Below are 17,700 nucleotides of genomic sequence, written 5' to 3' on the forward strand. Positions count from 1 at the left end.
CAAAAAGAAATCGCATTTTGAATATGCTGGAGCAGCAGGCGGATTTATAGATAAATATGGATACCCTTTTTGTCGTGGTCGTATTTTTGACACTATTGAAGAAGATACAGGTCAATACAATGATACTATTGAAATTTTATGGGCTTCTGGTGCTTGCTTCTTTATAAAAAATGAAGTTTTTAAAACCCTAAATGGGTTTGATGACACCTACTTTGCACACATGGAAGAAATTGATCTTTGTTGGCGTGCCTTTAATGCTAATTATAACACAAAATACGTTGGCTCATCAACAGTTTATCATGTAGGTGGTGCAACTTTAAGTAACACAAACCCAAGAAAAACATATCTTAATTTTAGAAATAGTTTATTCACGCTTGTTAAAAACACTGATTCTAATGTCTTTGCAAGAACTTTTATAAGAATGGTTCTCGATGGCATAGCAGGAATACGATTTTTACTTCAGCTAAAACCAAAATTCTTAGTTGCTATTCTAAAAGCTCATTTTTCTTTTTATAAAAATTTAAATCGAATTTTAAAGCAACGTAAACAACTACCAAAACGTAAAAATTATTACAAAACCAAGTCTATAGTTTGGTCTTATTATGTAAAAAAGAACAAAACATTTTAATTGTTTATAAAACTGTTAAAAAATATGTTAATTCATGCACGCTCATCTGTTCTTTTCGATAATTTTGATATGTTATTATTAACAATTTAAACTGAAACCTGATTATGAAGAAATTAATGTCATTAAGCGTTTGCGCTATGTTATTATTTGCTTCTTGCGTATCTAAAAAAGAATATTTAGCGCTTGAAGAAAAACACAAAGAAACTCAAGATCTATTAAATAGTGCTACAGTAAAACTGAACAAATGTCTTTCTGATGCTGCTGCCGCTAATGCCAGAGTAGAAACCATGAAAGATCAGTTGGCAGATATGCGTCGTAGTAACGATGCCTTAATAAAAAGCTCTCAAGATTTAACAGAATTGACGAGTAAAGGCGCTGAAAATTTAGAAAAATCATTAGAAAGTTTAAGAGAAAGTAATTTAAAAATTACACGCCTTCAAGATGCTTTATCACGTAAGGATAGTGTAACACTTGCTATAGTAACCAGTTTAAAAAAGGAAGTTGGCATCAACGACCCAGATATTGAAGTTAATGTAGAAAAAGGTGTGGTATTTATTTCTATTGCAGATAAGCTTTTATTTAAAAGTGGAAGCTATAACGTAACTGATAGAGCAAAAGAAGTTCTTGGTAAAGTGGCAACTGTAATTAATGGTAAGCCAAATTTTGAAGCGATGGTAGAATCACATACAGACAATGTACCATACAGCAAACCGCCTTTATTAGATAATTGGGATTTAAGTGTAAAACGAGCAACATCTGTAGTACGTGTTTTAGAAGAGCTTAATGTAAATCCTGAAAAACTAATAGCAGCAGGACGCAGTTCTTATGTACCTTTAGCAGAAAACGATACTGCTGAAAATAAAGCAAAAAACAGAAGAACTCGCATTATTGTACTACCAAAAATTGATGAATTCTACGAAATGATAGAAGAAGAAATGAAGAATCTTTCTGAAGGAAATTAATTCTTTAAATTTATGATATAATAAAACCCAATGCTTTCACATTGGGTTTTTTGTTAATCTTTTATAACTGATATAAGTTCTGGCAATAATGCTATAGCTGTTAAAACCACAACATTACTTTTATTTTTAGAGTTTTTATCTACGTTTTCTGAAGTATCTGTTTTAATCACCTCTTTATCCTTATTAGGAATTCTAATCATTACAACTGAATTTTCTGAATCCTCAACAAAATTTTCGTTTGCAAATTTGTAAGCGAGTTCAATACCATCTTCTTCAAATGTTTTTATACTCGATTTAGGATTCTCAATAGCATAAAGAAACTTTTTTATATCCGAACCATTTGCCTGATTAAGTATTACTCCACTATATTTTGAATACGCAACAATACTCACTAAATCTTTTTCTGAGAGACGTTTAGATAGTAATTTAAATGCTTGTTTTAGAATAACACTATCCTCTGCATTAAAATTATCTTTGTAAGTTTCAATAAGAAATGTAACATTCTTTGTTTCTGTAGAATCTGAAGAAACACTGTAGTGTTCTATAATAAAAGCTATAAGGTCATCTAAGGCAATTGATTCGGTTTCAATATTCTTATCTTGGGAGAAACTTGCTATGCAAAACATAAATGTAAGTATGCATACTATTAGATTTTTCATTGGTTTGGTATTTAAAGTTGATATAAACCTACATACCTAATCAAATTAATAAAACCTACAATGAGTAAACGAAGTATTTCAGTGAGTATTCTATCTTAAAACCGATGTTATGGTTTTATTGCGTTGTATTTTACCGTTTACAGTTTCTATAAACTTATCGGTAATATATATATGTTTAGGCACTTCAAACTTAGTAAGTCCTTTTACATACCTAATTCTATTTGCAATACTTTCTACTGAATCTCTAGGATGCTCTACAATTAAAACAAGACGTTCTCCCAAAGTTTCATCGGCTTCTCCTGCAACTATAAAACGTTCATCAATAACAGCTTGTAACTTGCTTTCTATTTGCTCTGGGAACAATTTTACACCTCCGGAATTAATGACATTATCAAATCGACCTAATAATTGAAAACTTGTTTCTGTTTTTAGATCTACAATATCATTGGTTACCAATGGTTCATTTACTAATTTAGAAGCATTAATTACCAAACGCCCTCTTTCGTCTTGAGAAAAACTCACATTAGGTAAAGCTTTAAAGAAGGTATCACCTTCAGAAACCTTAGAAGGTAACTGTCTAACAGCTACATGTGTCACAGTTTCTGTCATGCCATAGGTTTCAAAAAATCTTGAATCACAATTTTTAATTCGCTCTAACAAAGGTTGTGTTACTTTAGAACCACCTACAATAATCGTTTTTATATTATAAGTATAATTAATGGTATGCTTTAATTGCAAAGGCACCATAGCGCAAAAATCATAATGGTTTTCGTAATCGAAAATTGGATGCGAACTTGGCTCTACATGATCTATCTCTAAGCCTAAAATCATAGCTCTTACCAACATCATTTTACCAGCTATATAATGACTTGGTAAACAATGTAAGGCTGTATTACCAGGCTCTAAACAAAAAAAATCTCCTGTTGCTATGGCAGAATTTACCATGGCTTGTTTCTTTAATTTTATCTGCTTTGGTTGTCCTGTAGAACCCGATGTATTAACGTACAAATAGTCATTATCATTAAGCCAATCTATTAAAAAGTTGCCTGTTTCCTTTTCGTAAGCTTCACCTTCTTTTATAAGGCTGTAAGCAACCTCTTTTAAATCATTTTGATTGTAATGTAAACCATTTAACTTAAACCGATTATGAACTTTGTCGTATTTTGGTGTCATCTACTCTATAATTTTATAGTCTTCCTTTAACGGTTTAGAAACTTTACCAAACAAGCGTTCTTGCCAATTTTTCCAACCATATCGTTTAGATAAAATAAGTAACATAATTGGATAAACCACAAGCACAGGAATTAAAATTTCTCCAACAATACTCATCGTTGGCTCTGCTGTGCTCTTAAAAATAGCATCGGTTTGCAAAGCTGTCCAATCTGCCGTTACCAAAAGTGATGCTAAAAGGTTATTACCTAAATGAAATCCTAGAGCAAGTTCTAATCCGTCATCCATTAAGGTCATAATTCCTAATAATAAGCCTGTACCAATATAGAAGATCATCATTTTCCAAAAGCCTATGTTAGCAACTTCAGGATTTGCAGAGTGAGCAATACCAAATAGTATTGATGTTAATATTAACGGAAACCATTTATTTTTTACTATTACACCAATATGTTGCATTAAATACCCTCTAAACAAATACTCTTCTAACCCTATTTGAAAAGGAAACAAAATAATACTTACAGCAAATAAAATAGCAAATTTACCTGGATTAAACTGATATACAATTCCAGAAGAATCTATAGAATATCCGATTAAGAAAGTACCAACAGTAAATATAAAAACCATCATAAATGAAAAGAATACTCTTCCGTAGTCGATCTTATTTCTTGCAGTAGTTAAAGATAAAATACTTCTTTGATGCACATATTTCACCATTAAAAACAATAACCCTAAAAGAAATGCAAATGGTAACAAATTAATAGCTAAGTTTAAGCTAGAAGGTATACCTTTCATCATTTCATAAGCTGCTTCCATATCTGATGGATCTGTAAATAAATAAATGACAAAATTTAACAGAAAAATGCCTGCAACTAAAATTGTAGTAAGGATAAACATCCATAATTCTCGCTGTCCTTTATAGGCTTGTTGTATATAATTCATTCGTGTAAGTTAAAATTCCAATCTTCTTTTATATTGTAGTGCAAAGTACCATTTTTTACAGTTAATGGCGAAGGAAAATTATTAGTAAACAAACTTCCTGTACCTAAACCTTGAGGCAAACTACTCTTAAGTGTGTATGTCCATTGCGCAATTGCATTTAATCCTACATTACTTTCTAGAGCACTTGTTATCCACCATTTAATATTTAATTCTTCAGCAATATTAATCCATTGTTGACTTCCGCTAAATCCGCCAACCAAACTCGGCTTTAAAATAATATATTGTGGTTGTATTGTTTTAAGCAGTTCTTGCTTTTCTTCTAATCTAAACACACCTATTAATTCTTCATCTAAAGCAATTGGCAATGGAGTAACTTCACAGAGTTTAGCCATATCATCAAAGTGCTTAGGTTTTATAGGTTGTTCTATAGAGTGTAATTTATATTCTGAAAGGCGTTTTAATTTTTCTAAAGCATCCTCTTTTGAAAATGCTCCATTAGCATCAACTCGGAGTTCAATATCAGAAACCGAAAATTCTTTTCTTATGGATTTAAGGATATTTAATTCCGTCTGAAAATCAATAGCTCCAATTTTAAGCTTTATACAATCAAAACCAGCTTCAATTTTATCTTTGATTTGCTCTCGCATAAAGGTTTCGCTTCCCATCCAAACCAATCCGTTTATTGATATATTATCTTTCCCTTTTGTAAAATTTGAAGGAAATAAAGTAAAAGTATCGCTACTTTCTAATGATTTAAAAGCCATCTCCAAACCAAACTGAATGCTTGGAAATTCTATAAGCTCATTAACCAACTCTCTAAGTTCTATATGAATATTGCTACAAGCCCATTTCAATTTCTCTTCATAATCTGGTCTGTCATCTATAGAAAGTCCTCTTAAAATACCACATTCACCTACTCCTATTTTTCCATTGTGTTCAAGGTAAATAAACCAAGTTTCTTTTGTTGTCATTACACCACGAGATGTGCCACTTGGTCTTTTAAAATTAAGTATGTATTTCTGATATTTTGCTGTTATCATCGTTATATTTTATGATGTATACTTAATTGCAACTGTCCTTTACCCCAAGTATTCGTTTTTTGATTCATCCAACCTAATTGAAAACGAATTTTAGAATTAAGTACATAACCTACTCCTAAATAAGTTCTGTTTCTATCAAAAAACTGGACTTCACGTCCATCACCTATATCAGTTTGCCCATTAATAAACAACTCATTATATAGTGCTAAATAATAAGCCTTAGGATTTAGTTCTTTACTATTTATTGGCACATTTAAAAACAAATTATAACGGTAACGCGTTCTAAAATCTTGATCTTCTACAAAACGCTGCTCATATCTAAAACGATGAGTTAAATAAAATCTATTACCCAATTTTTGCGGAATTAATGCTTCTTGATAAATACGGCTTTCAATAGATGTATCATTACTATTACCATATTGTCCTGAAGTTACATTACCATAACCTAAGGTAAACTTAATTCCGGCATCTTTTGGAGAATAGGTGATGCCAGATCGCAATAATAATTGCTCCATATCTCCTAAACCTTGCCAATCTCTATATTGAAAGTCTCCTTGAATTCCCCATGAACTATTTTTAAACTGATGGCTATAAAAGTACATATACCAAGCACCTGTCTGAGATTCATCTATTTGCGCAAAACTATTACTTAAACTAAAGAATGTAATAAGGATAATTAATTTTAATTTCATGTGTGTTACTCTATTTTTGAAATTGTAAAAATACATATCTACTTAATTTCTTTTAAGTAATTATTCTAAAAAACCTTATTTTTAAAGAAAAACTAATGCCAGATTTCCCTAATATCATCCTATATGCCATTCCGTTTTTTGTCTTTGCGATGCTACTAGAGTTGTATGTTACAACCAGAGAACAACTAAAACATATTAAAGGCTACGAACCAAAAGATGCTTTTGCATCAATCTCAATGGGTTTAGGAAATGTTATACTAGGCTTTGCTAGTAAAGCTATTGTGTTATTGGCTTTTTTTGGGGTTTATGACAACTTAAGATTGTTTACGATTCCTGTAGCTTGGTGGTCTTTTGCATTGCTGTTTTTCGCTGATGATTTGGCTTATTATTGGTTTCATCGCATATCGCACGAATGTCGTTTGTTTTGGGCATCTCACGTTGTACACCATTCGTCTGAACATTATAATCTAAGTACAGCTTTAAGACAAACATGGTCTGGTGGTTTTTACACGTTTATTTTTTGGATATGGCTTCCGTTATTAGGCTTTCATCCTGCAATGATAATGTTACAAATGTCTATTAGTTTGTTATATCAATTTTGGATACATACTGAAGCTATTGATAAAATGCCAAAATGGTTTGAAGCTATTTTTAATACTCCATCTCACCATCGTGTACATCATGGTAGCAACCCTATTTATTTAGATCGTAACCATGCCGGAATTTTAATTATTTGGGACAAACTCTTCGGTACTTTTCAACCGGAATTAAAAGAAGAAAAAGTGAAATATGGCTTGGTTAAAAATATAAATACGTTTAACCCAGTAAAAATTGCTTTTTTAGAATGGCTTTACATGTTTAAAGATGCTTTTACTGGTGAAAAATCTTTTAAAAATCGTTTATTGTATTTAATAAAACCACCTGGTTGGAAACATGATGGTACTGGTAAAGTTAGTGATGATTTAAGAGAAGAATGGTTAAATTCAACTAGTAACATTCAGTCACAAAAATCGATCATTAAAAAACAAAATAAGAGATAGTAAAAGATTCTTTTCATAAACTATCTATAATCATAATAAAGCCTTAGAATTAGAGATCTATACTATCACCAATTTTGAGCAACATTAAATCTTTATTCTTATCTATGAATTGCTGTTTAGCTTCTTCATGATTAATCTCTATATAACCAAAAGTATCAAAATGGTAACCTAATACTTTGTTACATTCTACAAAATCACTCGCCATGATAGCATCTTCTATTCCCATAGTAAAATTGTCTCCAATTGGTAAAATTGCTAAATCTAAATTGAATTGTTCTCCAATCAGCTTCATATCATAAGTCAATGCGGTATCACCTGCAATATATATGTTTTTTTCTGCCTGAATCACAAAACCTCCTGGTTGACCTCCATATTTACCATCTGGAAACGATGACGTATGTATAGCATTAACATATTTTACCTTACCAAAATCAAAATTCCAAGAACCACCGTGATTCATTGGATGTCCTTTAAATCCTAAATTTTGATAATGCACTACTATCTCATAATTAGAAACTATCACTGCATCTGTGCGCTTTGCTATAGCTTCTACATCTAATATATGATCTTGATGTGCATGTGTTAAAAGTATATAATCAGCTTTAATACTTTCAATGTCTATATTTGATGCCTTTTCATTACCACTTATAAATGGGTCTACAAGAATATGAATATCGCTAATCTGAATACCTAAACAGGCATGACCATAAAATGTAATTTTCATTATTTTAAATTTTATAGGTTGAAATTTTTGTTCTAAAACTATTGTAAAATCATGAATTGTCGTTTTTTTCTCCCACTACTCATCATAATAAACTCACCGTTTTGATAAGTTCCAAAATAAGGTAAATAGAAGGTTTTCCCTTTGTTGTCTTGTACTTTACTATACACAACTTCACCTGAATTATTGTAAACAATATCATATAGTGATGTAGACTCAAACCAGCCCTTAGAAACTTTAGTTCTTCCGTCTTCCTTTTCTAAAAGATTTTTTCCAGAATTAAGCAACACGTGTAATTCATCATTCTTTAAAAATGCATTGTATGATGGTACATTAGCGCGTTTAAAAATGCTTCTTCCCCATTCTAAACTTCCTGTAGCATTAAATTTTAAAATTAATATATCATCATAATGATAAATGGTTTGCCAATAACCACCACCCATACCATTGCTAACATAGGTTTGAGTAATGTAAAATTCTTCTGCTAATAAATAGGTGTTACCTTGAGAGTCTTCAATAATATAATCTACATAAAAATTGCTAAGCTCTTTTCCTTTTTTCTTCTTTCTAGATCCACGCTTTTCTCCAAACAAATCCTCATAAACATCTAGCGGCAATTCATAACTTTTTTTATTTTTTACAGAAAAATTTCCGGAATCTATTACAAAATTACAACCACCTTTTATACGACCTGTACGTTCTTCGGAATAAAAACCAATTAAATGTAATTTATTATCTAAAATAGAAATATTCAAATTTTTTATAAACAATTCTGGTAGGTTTACTGTTAATTCTTCGTTATTCTCTTTACTAACTTTATTGAGTATAAAATCGTAATTGGCAGCCCCTTTTTTCTTTTCTTTTTTGCCACTCTTATAAAGTTTTCCCAAAACAAAAACCTGAGCATCATCATTTACAGAAATATCATTATGACTAAAATATTTATCCTTATGCTTTTGATAACTTTTTTGATATACTAAATCTAAAGTTTTAGCATCAAACACCCTAACAGCATAATCATTTACATCTTTAAAACTATTATCTGTTACCATAGCAAAATAATTACCGCTAGGAGATATAGCAAAATTGGTTTGCCTATCGTGCCTGTTTCCAAAAAGCTTACGCTTTTTTGCAACATTAGCTTCAAATAATTTTGTTTTGGTATGCGCACCATTCTTTAAATTAAAAGTATGACAATACACAATGCGCTCTTTGGCTTTAGGCGAAAATACTGTAACAACTTTTATTTGATTGCCATAGACTGCCTCACCTATGTAACGCTCTTTTTTATGACTATCTACTAATACGCTGTGTTGTTTTGTTAGGCTCTGATCAAAAACATCAAACATTAAATGCTTCTTGCTTTCCCTTACTATACCTGTTAGTCTTTCATCTGAAGTATGAATTGCTAAAACATCTGTAGATTTAACTTTATCCTTATATTCAGCACTTTCCCTAACAGATAAACTAGTTTTTTGAGCTTGGATAAATGAAAAAATAAATACGAAAATGAATAAGAAAAGATTTTTCATGAAAATATTTTTGAGTTTTTAGTTTAAAGCATCAAAATAAAAAAACTTAAACATCTTTTATATAAATTTAAGAAGCAATCCAACCTTTATGTAATTATGTATCTAATACAAAATGTAGCCAATACCTAGCAGAAAAGCAAAAAGAAATGTTGTTAAAGCCAAAATCTTTAATTGGCTATCAAAATCATTAGGTTGCTGTGCTGCTTTTATCTTTTTAAGATGAATTATAAGAGGTACAAATGCTATGAGATACATAAAATTATAGGGCTCAACATAATACAATATTGAAAATATAACCGTAATTAACATAGCTCCTACAATAAGAGAGAAATGATATTGCTTGGCACGTTTAATACCTAATTTAACTGCCAAGGTAATTTTACCAGCATTTGCATCTGCATCTAAATCTCTCATATTATTTAGATTTAAAACACCTACACTTAGCAATCCTAGAGCAATTGCAGGAAGCAAAACAACATGATCTATTGTATGAACATAAAGCACATAACCACCAATGGTACTTAAAAGCCCAAAAAACACAAATACAAAAACATCTCCCAATGCTCTATAACCATAAGGAGAATCACCCATTGTATAATTTAATGCAGCATAAACTGAAACACCACCAAGAAACATAAAAAGTAGTACAAATGAAAAATTGGTTGGCCCAAATGCAACCCAAATAAGAGCAAGTGATAGTATAATAACAACTATAATGTTAAACCTAATGGCATCGAACATTTCTTCTGGTGTAATCTCACCACTTTGAATAGCTCTTGCAGGTCCAACACGCTCATCATTATCGGCTCCATTAACACTATCTCCGTAATCATTAGCTAAATTAGATAGTATTTGTAAGCTAATCGTTGTTAAAATTGCAAATGCTAAAACCCACCAATTAAAGTGCCCATTATAATAGGCATAACAAGAACCTAAAATAATACCAGAGACTGAAAGTGGTAGTGTTCTAAGTCTCATAGCTTTTAGCCATGGTTTAATTTCGTTCATTCAAAGAAGATTAAGGAATCCATTTTTTAGGAAAGTTAGGCTTCCTTTTTTCTAAGAAAGCATCTCTACCTTCTTTTGCTTCGTCTGTCATATATGCTAAACGTGTTGCTTCACCTGCAAATACTTGCTGACCTACCATACCATCATCTGTTAGGTTCATGGCAAACTTCAGCATTTTAATAGATGTTGGTGATTTTGCTAATATCTCTTGTGCCCATTCATATGCAGTAGTTTCTAATTCAGCGTGTGGAATTACTGCATTAACCATACCCATTTCGTAAGCTTCTTGTGCAGAGTAATTTCTTCCTAAGAAAAATATTTCTCTAGCCTTCTTCTGTCCTACCATTTTGGCTAAATACGCTGATCCATAACCTCCGTCAAAACTTGTAACATCGGCATCTGTTTGCTTAAAAATGGCATGCTCTTTACTTGCCAGTGTTAAATCACAAACCACATGCAAACTATGTCCACCACCAACTGCCCAACCTGGCACAACTGCAATAACTGCTTTTGGCATAAAACGAATAAGACGCTGAACTTCTAAAATGTTTAAGCGATGATAACCATCGTCTCCAACATAACCTTGATGACCTCTTGCTTTTTGATCACCACCTGAACAAAAACTCCAAATTCCATCTTTAGACGATGGGCCTTCAGCACTTAATAATACTACTCCGATTGAAGTATCTTCATTAGCATCATAAAATGCGTCATAAAGTTCTGAAGTTGTTTTAGGTCTAAAAGCATTTCGTACATCTGGACGATTAAATGCTATTCTTGCAACTCCATTGCATTTATGATATGTGATATCTTCATAAGATTTGGCAACTTTCCAATCTATATGACTCATAATTTTTCTTTATTTAGTCAGCAAAAATAAGGAAATAATCATAATGAATTGTATTCTATTCTATATTTGATTTTTTTATTTTTCCTTAAAAAATACACACATCACACTGATTATATGAGCATTAACTTCTTCTCTTTATAGTCACAACATCCTACTTATTAGATTTATACTAAGAACTAAAAACAATTAAATTCTTAAAAGCTTACTCTTTGTGACCAAATTATAAAACACGTGTCTAAATTTAGCTATAAGCATTAAACATAATGCTTAAAACACTAATAAACACACCTAAAAATATGGGAATTGCACATACGGAATTAGCTTCAAAAATTATAAAACAAACCTCTACAGAGTTTGGCATTACACATTTTATTAATAATGTTGTGGTTATTGAATTTAACGAAGGTACTCACATAGATTTAAAAGCCGTAAAACCAATACTAAATAATATAAAATCTCATTATGGTTCAACCAAACCATTTGGTATAGTCGCTAATAGAATTAACTCCTATTCCATTTCAATATTAGATCTTAATAAAGCAAGACAAATAATACCAAATTTAGCGGCTTATGGCATTGTAAGTTACAACAAAGCTACTCAAATGAATGCTCAAATAGAAAGTAGTGTCTGCCAATGGAAAGACATTTGTTTTGATAACCTTTTTGAAGGATTTAACACCATTCAAAAAAGAGTTGAAAATCAAACTTTAATTAACTCAAACTAATCTTATACCAGAAGTCTCAATTACAATTAGCTTATCTTTATAAAGAGAACCTATCGCTTTTTTAAAGCTCTTTTTACTCATTTGTAACTGATCCTTTATTTCTTCTGGATCTGATTTATCGTGTAAAGGTAAAAAGCCACTATTATCTTTTAATTCATTTAAGATAAACTCAGCATTAGGTTCAATATTTCTGTAGCCTATTTGACTTAAAGCAATATCTAATTTATTATCGTGACGTATTTTCTTCACAATACCTTTAAGCCTATCACCGACACTAATATCTTTATAGATATCATCCTTAAATACAAGTCCTAAATGCTTTTTGTTTACAATAACATTCATTCCTATTTCAGATGGATGAGACACAATGATATCTACTTCTTCAAATTTAGAAACCGAAAGTTCTTTATTATCTAAAAAACGATTTGTTTTACTTGATGCCACTAAACGCTCTGTCTCTTCATCTAAATAGCAATACACTAAATACCAACCACCAGCTTTCATTTTAAAAGCTTGCTCCTTAAAAGGACAGAATAATTCTTTTACTAATCCCCAATCTAAAAAGGCTCCGAATTTTGTGACCTGATTGCATCGAAGCAAAGCAAAATCTCCTTTTTTAACAAATGGCTTATCTGTGGTAGCTACAGGTCGCTCTTCATTATCTAAATAGACAAACACGTCTAACTTATCACCTATTTCAAATTCTTCTGGAACATAGCGATTTGGTAATAAAACTTCTCCTTGATCACCATCTCCAAGAAACAAACCTGGTTCTGTGTCTCTTAATATTTCTAGTGTATTGTATTCACCTAAATGTATCATAACTGCAAAGGTAGCGATAAGTTACAAGTTGCAAATAAAAAGTAAAAAGTTTCGAAAATAAAAAAGACCTTTCTATGCTAGAAAGGTCTTTTCGTTATCTATTAATAAGATCTACTAGTAAATAGATGCTTTATCAAAATGAGTACATAATAAATAGTACACTACTGCTCTATACTTGTTTCTGTTAGATTGACCATAAGTATCCATAACAGATGCAATAGCACCATCTAAATCATCGCTTTCGCTTAGACCTAATTTTTTAATTAAATAGTTGTTCTTTACTGTTGCTAATTCTCCTTCATCTGAACCTGATACTGTAGAAGAATCTGCATTATAAATTGAAGGACCTAAACCTACTGTTACTTTTTTTAACAAATCCATATCTGGATTTACTCCACATTTATCTTTTAAATCAGCTGCATACTTTTCAATTAATTCGTCTCTTTTACTCATTTTATTATTTTGTTTTAGGTTAAATAAATTGTCTCACTAAATATAAGTATTTTTTAGACACTGTAATGTTAGGGAGGTCACATATTAAAATATATTTAACGATATATTATTTTATAAATTTAAAATAATCGATAAGGATTTGGTCATTACTGCTAGATGGTGTAAAAACTTCTAATAGTCTAGGTCTTTCAGACACATCATAAAAAGATGCTAGCGTGTCTTTTAATGTGGTTTCGTCAGAAGCGTTTACATAATCAAAACCATACATTTCGCATAAATGTTTAGCCGTTAATTGATGCTTAGTTTCAAAATACGTATCAAAGTTTTCAGTATTCTTATGACCTGGTAAAATTCTAAAAATACCTCCTCCATTATTGTTAACCACAATTATTCTAAAATCTTTAGGAATATAATTATTCCACAAAGCATTACTATCATAGAAAAAACTCAAATCACCTGTAATAAAGGTAACGCGTTGTTCACTAACTAATGCTGCTCCAATAGCTGTACTTGTACTACCATCTATACCACTTGTTCCTCTATTACAAAATACTGTAACGCTACTTTTTAACTGAAATAATTGTGTGTAACGTATTGCAGAACTATTACTTACCTGTAGTTGACTATATTCAGGAATACTTTTTAATATAGAATTAAACACCGTAAAATCTGAAAACGAAATATTACTTAAGTAATCATCATGAAGTTTACGTCGCTTGTCTCTAACTTTTATCCAACTTGTTTTATAAGCACTTCCTATTTGAGGTGTCCGTGATAAGAATGACTTAAAAAACGTATTTGGTTTAAGTTTTATATGCTTATCTAAACAGAAAAATGTATCATTTGCTTTAAACAAATCTACATGCCAATGATACCTTGGTTTATATTGTCTTAAAAAAGCCTTTATCTTTTTAGAAACTATTAAACCTCCTAAAGTTAAAAGAACATCTGGCTGTAATGATCTAAATTCACCTTCCTCTAAAGGAGCTATTATCTTATCTATTTCTGGAAAGAAATTCTGATGGTGTAAATTAGATGTTGTTTCTGTAAAAACCACAACGCTATCATCATCTCCTATTTTTTGCAACCATTGTTCTTCTATTGAATTTGGTTGAAGTACACCAACCAATATCATTTTGCGCTTTGCAGACTGCCATATCTCTGATAAGCTTTCAATTTCAGATTCATCAATTTCCTCTGATATGTCAGTAATACTAAATGGTTTTGGATTAAAGCTTAGTGCATTTACTGTTTCATACAAAGGCTCATCAAATGGTATGTTAATATGGACTGGTCCAGATTTTATTCTAGATATGGTAATAGCATCATGTATTTCAGACTCATTATAAGATTGTATGTCTTCTTGAAGCCTTAAAAAGTGTTCGAGTTTGTTCTCTATACTCTTCATTATTGGCAACTCATCTTCTAAAGTACTATGGTTGTTTTCTTTTAAATCTAACTTTAGATTAGCATTATACAACACGTGTTCACCATATACATTTTTCTGTTTTATGGTTTGCCCATCACCAATGTCTATTAGATGTTTTGGTCTGTCGGCAGATAAAACTAATAAAGGAATTCTACTGTAATAAGCCTCTGAAATTGCAGGATAATAGTTTAATAATGCACTACCAGATGTACAAACTACAGCTACAGGTTCTTGCAGTTGTTGAGCAATACCCAATGCAAAAAAAGCAGCACAACGTTCATCGACTATACTGTAACACTTAAAAAAATCATCGTATGTAAAACCAATGGTCAGCGGAGCATTACGGCTACCAGGTGAAATAACAATATGCTTTACATTATGCGTTTTACATAAGGTAACAACCGTTTGAGACAAAGGAATTTTAGAGTACTTCATCTAATTAAATTTTATCAACAAGCTGTGGTTTGGTTATTTAGTTACTCAGACAGGTACATACTATTGTATGTTAAATGCCCATTATGGGCTTTCATAAGTCCATCTTCTATGTTGCCAAAGGGAAGAAACTTTTTTTAAAATTCAAAATCATTTATCCAAAACATTACCCATGGTCTTTGTTTTGTTTACAGTTTCTATCCACTCGTTTTCTGGAACTGAATCTTTAGTAATACCACCACCAACATAGATTAAAGCTTTATCGTCTTTTAACTGTAAGCAACGTAAATTAACATAAAAATTAGAGTGCTTTTTTACAACAGCATAGGCATTATTCTCAACGTTACGTCTGTTTGTGTTTCTGGTTTTGGATGTTTTTAAATTCAATTCACCAAGAAAACCTGTATAAAATTCACGATTATAATTTTCTTCTTTTAAAATAAAATCTTTTGCTTCTTGCTTAGGAAATCCGCAAACTGCAGGTGTAGGATGTAAGGTATTGATTATAGATTTTACACTACAACCTTCTTTTATGTTACTTCTTATATAAGTTTTAAGATGAACAAGATTGCCTGCTCTTACAGTATCTACTTCAGAAACATTTATTTGATTTGTATAAGGCTCTATCTGTTCTACAATATAGTCAGTAACAATTTGTTGTTCATCATATTCTTTAGGTGTCCAAAATATTTGCTCGTTTTGAGAATAAGATTGTGTACCAGCTAACGAAATGGTTGTTAAGCGCTTTCCTTCTACTTTAAATAACAACTCTGGCGTAGCACCTAACCACAAACCTACTTTAGGATGGTACCAGCAATAGACCATTGCATTGTTATAGGCATTAAAAAGCCGCTTAAAAATTGCTATTGGCTGACTAGATTTTAATGGTTTTTCTACTTTTCTAGATAAAACCACCTTTTCCAGATTACCACTTTTTATCGCAGAAACCCCTTTTGAAACCAATTCTATATGTGCTTCTTTATTTTCATTAATTAAAGAAGAGGCTTCAAAATTGTGATCAGTATCTAATTCAGAGACTTCTAGTTGATGATGTTGGCAATGCTCTTGAGGAAGTAAAACACAATCATCATTTAAATTAAAAGGAGCAAAAGCAAATCCACTTTCAGAAAAATCTGAAGTTGTATATAATTCGTTATTATCTTGCAACCAACATTTAATAGTAGAATCAACTGGTCTACTATAGACTACAAATGGTAATTTGTTTTTATATTGATTTTCTAAAGCTTCAAAAAAAGAATCTACTGTCATTAACCTATGCCTTATTTGGTAATGATATTGTAGACAAACGACATACAGAAATTAAGTTATCATTATCATCTGTAACTCTAATATCTAATAATTGTGTGGTACGCCCTTTATGCAAAAAAGTAGCTTTAGCATAGATATAGCCTTCTTTTACACTTTTAAGATGATTGGCTGTAATTTCTGTTCCTCTAACAAAATATTTTTCTAAATCTGTAAACATATGAGACGCAAAACTACCAACACTTTCAGCCAATGCAGCTGTAGCTCCACCATGCAAAACACCGTCTGGTTGATGTACTTTTGGTGTTACCGGCATTCTGGCCACCAAAAAATCTTCACCATAATCTACCATTTCTATTTCTAAAGTTTCTAATAAAGTATTCTTAGACACTTCATTAGCTTTAGCCAAAATCATTTCCTTAGATAATTGCATATAAAAAGTTTAATTTTATCATCAATCACAAAAATACTGAAACTACAACGAACAATGAATTCAGAAGAAAAAGAAATTACATATATAACTAACAACTCTTACTCTACTTTAAATACGCTCACAACAACTACAAAAAACGTTTGGTTTGTATGCCATGGCATGGGCTATTTAAGTCGTTATTTCTTACGTTATTTTAAAAACCTAAATCCTGAAGAAAACTATTTTATTGCACCACAAGCGCCTAATAAATACTACATTCAACCCAAAATGCATGTAGGTGCCAATTGGTTAACAAGAGACGAAACTAAAGTTGGCATGCAAAACATTCTCAATTATTTTGATGGTATTTTTAAAGCTGAAAATATTCCAAATAATCTTAATTTTATTGTTTTTGGGTATTCGCAAGGTGTGAGTGTAGCGATGAGATATTTAGCATTTAGAAAAATACAATGCTCGCAATTGGTATTACATTCAGGCGGAATACCAATAGAACTAGCTGCTAAAGATTTTGAATACTTAAATGAGCACGCTAAAGTAAAGCTCATATATGGTACAGAAGACGAGTATTTAGACCAAGCACGTATAGAACAAGAAATCCAAAGAGCTAAAGAATTATTTGGAGATAGAGTCACTATACTTCCTTTTGAAGGTAAACACGTGGTTAATGTAGGTTATATAAATGATTTGGTATGAAAATAAAAGCACCAACACTAGAAAACAAACGTGTAAAACTAAGCCTCTTAGACCTTAGTAATTATAAAAAACTTGGCAATATAGCACAAGAAAAAGACCTCATCTTTTATTCACCTTCTGATATTTCTACACCCGAAAAATTAAGAGATTACGTACTACTGGCTGTTGATGGCTATTACCATAAAACTATCATTCCTTTTATTATA

Annotated in this window: 19 protein-coding genes and 1 pseudogene; 6 read left to right on the forward strand and 14 right to left on the reverse strand. The window is 31.2% G+C overall.

What is annotated here, in order from left to right:
* Both N4A42_RS13600 and N4A42_RS13605 read left to right on the forward strand, forming a co-directional pair.
* A partial coding sequence (locus tag N4A42_RS13600; protein WP_367172524.1) for a glycosyltransferase family 2 protein occupies positions 1-628 on the forward strand: 628 nt, incomplete at its 5' end.
* Positions 629-732: 104 nt separating this feature from the next.
* A complete protein-coding gene (locus N4A42_RS13605) occupies positions 733-1,590 on the forward strand; it encodes an OmpA family protein (protein WP_294075078.1) in 858 nt (285 codons plus the stop codon).
* A 53-nt stretch (positions 1,591-1,643) separates the two neighbouring features.
* Here N4A42_RS13605 and N4A42_RS13610 read toward each other — a convergent pair whose 3' ends face one another.
* The 5 genes from N4A42_RS13610 to N4A42_RS13630 form a co-directional block, all read right to left on the reverse strand.
* Positions 1,644-2,249, reverse strand: a complete 606-nt coding sequence (locus N4A42_RS13610; RefSeq protein ID WP_294075081.1) for a hypothetical protein — start codon at positions 2,247-2,249, stop codon at positions 1,644-1,646.
* Positions 2,250-2,339: 90 nt separating this feature from the next.
* Positions 2,340-3,422 carry an AMP-binding protein gene (locus N4A42_RS13615; RefSeq protein ID WP_294075083.1) on the reverse strand — a complete coding sequence of 361 codons (1,083 nt, stop codon included), beginning with the start codon at positions 3,420-3,422 and terminating at the stop codon, positions 2,340-2,342.
* Positions 3,423-4,358, reverse strand: coding sequence for a type II CAAX endopeptidase family protein (locus N4A42_RS13620; RefSeq protein WP_294075085.1), 936 nt, complete (start codon positions 4,356-4,358; stop codon positions 3,423-3,425). It abuts the gene before it with no gap.
* Entirely contained in the window at positions 4,355-5,395 is a 1,041-nt protein-coding gene (locus tag N4A42_RS13625; protein WP_294075125.1) for an o-succinylbenzoate synthase, read from the reverse strand. Before N4A42_RS13625 ends, N4A42_RS13620 begins: the two co-directional genes overlap by 4 nt.
* A 5-nt stretch (positions 5,396-5,400) precedes the next feature.
* Positions 5,401-6,090 carry a DUF2490 domain-containing protein gene (locus tag N4A42_RS13630; protein WP_294075089.1) on the reverse strand — a complete coding sequence of 230 codons (690 nt, stop codon included), beginning with the start codon at positions 6,088-6,090 and terminating at the stop codon, positions 5,401-5,403.
* Between the two features lie 95 nt (positions 6,091-6,185).
* On the opposite strand from N4A42_RS13630, the gene N4A42_RS13635 reads away from it, so the two are divergent.
* A complete protein-coding gene (locus N4A42_RS13635) occupies positions 6,186-7,130 on the forward strand; it encodes a sterol desaturase family protein (protein WP_294075092.1) in 945 nt (314 codons plus the stop codon).
* A gap of 49 nt (positions 7,131-7,179) precedes the next feature.
* Here N4A42_RS13635 and N4A42_RS13640 read toward each other — a convergent pair whose 3' ends face one another.
* The 4 genes from N4A42_RS13640 to N4A42_RS13655 form a co-directional block, all read right to left on the reverse strand.
* Positions 7,180-7,854: a metal-dependent hydrolase gene (locus tag N4A42_RS13640; RefSeq protein WP_294075095.1), complete on the reverse strand. Its 675-nt coding sequence runs from the start codon at positions 7,852-7,854 to the stop codon at positions 7,180-7,182.
* Positions 7,855-7,892: 38 nt separating this feature from the next.
* On the reverse strand, positions 7,893-9,383 hold the full coding sequence (locus tag N4A42_RS13645) for a hypothetical protein (RefSeq protein WP_294075097.1): 1,491 nt from the start codon (positions 9,381-9,383) through the stop codon (positions 7,893-7,895).
* A gap of 102 nt (positions 9,384-9,485) precedes the next feature.
* On the reverse strand, positions 9,486-10,391 hold the full coding sequence (gene menA, locus N4A42_RS13650) for a 1,4-dihydroxy-2-naphthoate octaprenyltransferase (RefSeq protein WP_294075100.1): 906 nt from the start codon (positions 10,389-10,391) through the stop codon (positions 9,486-9,488).
* A 10-nt stretch (positions 10,392-10,401) separates the two neighbouring features.
* Positions 10,402-11,241, reverse strand: coding sequence for a 1,4-dihydroxy-2-naphthoyl-CoA synthase (locus N4A42_RS13655; RefSeq protein ID WP_294075103.1), 840 nt, complete (start codon positions 11,239-11,241; stop codon positions 10,402-10,404).
* A gap of 263 nt (positions 11,242-11,504) precedes the next feature.
* Between N4A42_RS13655 and N4A42_RS13660 the strand changes: the two genes are divergently transcribed.
* Entirely contained in the window at positions 11,505-11,966 is a 462-nt protein-coding gene (locus N4A42_RS13660; RefSeq protein ID WP_294075106.1) for a hypothetical protein, read from the forward strand.
* On the opposite strand, the gene N4A42_RS13665 is transcribed toward N4A42_RS13660, so the two are convergent.
* The 5 genes from N4A42_RS13665 to N4A42_RS13685 form a co-directional block, all read right to left on the reverse strand.
* Positions 11,958-12,788: a S1-like domain-containing RNA-binding protein gene (locus tag N4A42_RS13665; protein WP_294075109.1), complete on the reverse strand. Its 831-nt coding sequence runs from the start codon at positions 12,786-12,788 to the stop codon at positions 11,958-11,960. The two genes, N4A42_RS13660 and N4A42_RS13665, sit on opposite strands and share 9 nt — an antisense overlap.
* A gap of 114 nt (positions 12,789-12,902) precedes the next feature.
* A complete protein-coding gene (locus N4A42_RS13670; RefSeq protein WP_294075112.1) occupies positions 12,903-13,241 on the reverse strand; it encodes a DUF2853 family protein in 339 nt (112 codons plus the stop codon).
* Positions 13,242-13,347: 106 nt separating this feature from the next.
* Complete coding sequence (menD, locus tag N4A42_RS13675) at positions 13,348-15,105, reverse strand: 2-succinyl-5-enolpyruvyl-6-hydroxy-3-cyclohexene-1-carboxylic-acid synthase (protein WP_294075115.1); 1,758 nt, start codon at positions 15,103-15,105, stop codon at positions 13,348-13,350.
* A 147-nt stretch (positions 15,106-15,252) separates the two neighbouring features.
* A complete protein-coding gene (locus tag N4A42_RS13680; RefSeq protein ID WP_294075117.1) occupies positions 15,253-16,371 on the reverse strand; it encodes a chorismate-binding protein in 1,119 nt (372 codons plus the stop codon).
* Between the two features lie 4 nt (positions 16,372-16,375).
* The gene (locus N4A42_RS13685) at positions 16,376-16,801 is read right to left on the reverse strand and encodes a PaaI family thioesterase (protein ID WP_294075120.1); all 426 of its coding nucleotides are present in this window, start codon (positions 16,799-16,801) and stop codon (positions 16,376-16,378) included.
* Positions 16,802-16,855: 54 nt separating this feature from the next.
* Between N4A42_RS13685 and N4A42_RS13690 the strand changes: the two genes are divergently transcribed.
* A complete protein-coding gene (locus tag N4A42_RS13690; RefSeq protein ID WP_294075123.1) occupies positions 16,856-17,494 on the forward strand; it encodes an esterase in 639 nt (212 codons plus the stop codon).
* A pseudogene (locus N4A42_RS13695) lies at positions 17,491-17,700 on the forward strand (N-acetyltransferase); the annotation flags it as partial. The gene N4A42_RS13690 and the pseudogene N4A42_RS13695, both read left to right, overlap by 4 nt.

It is taken from the genome of Winogradskyella sp. (assembly GCF_025210595.1).
In the GTDB taxonomy this organism is placed as follows: domain Bacteria; phylum Bacteroidota; class Bacteroidia; order Flavobacteriales; family Flavobacteriaceae; genus Winogradskyella.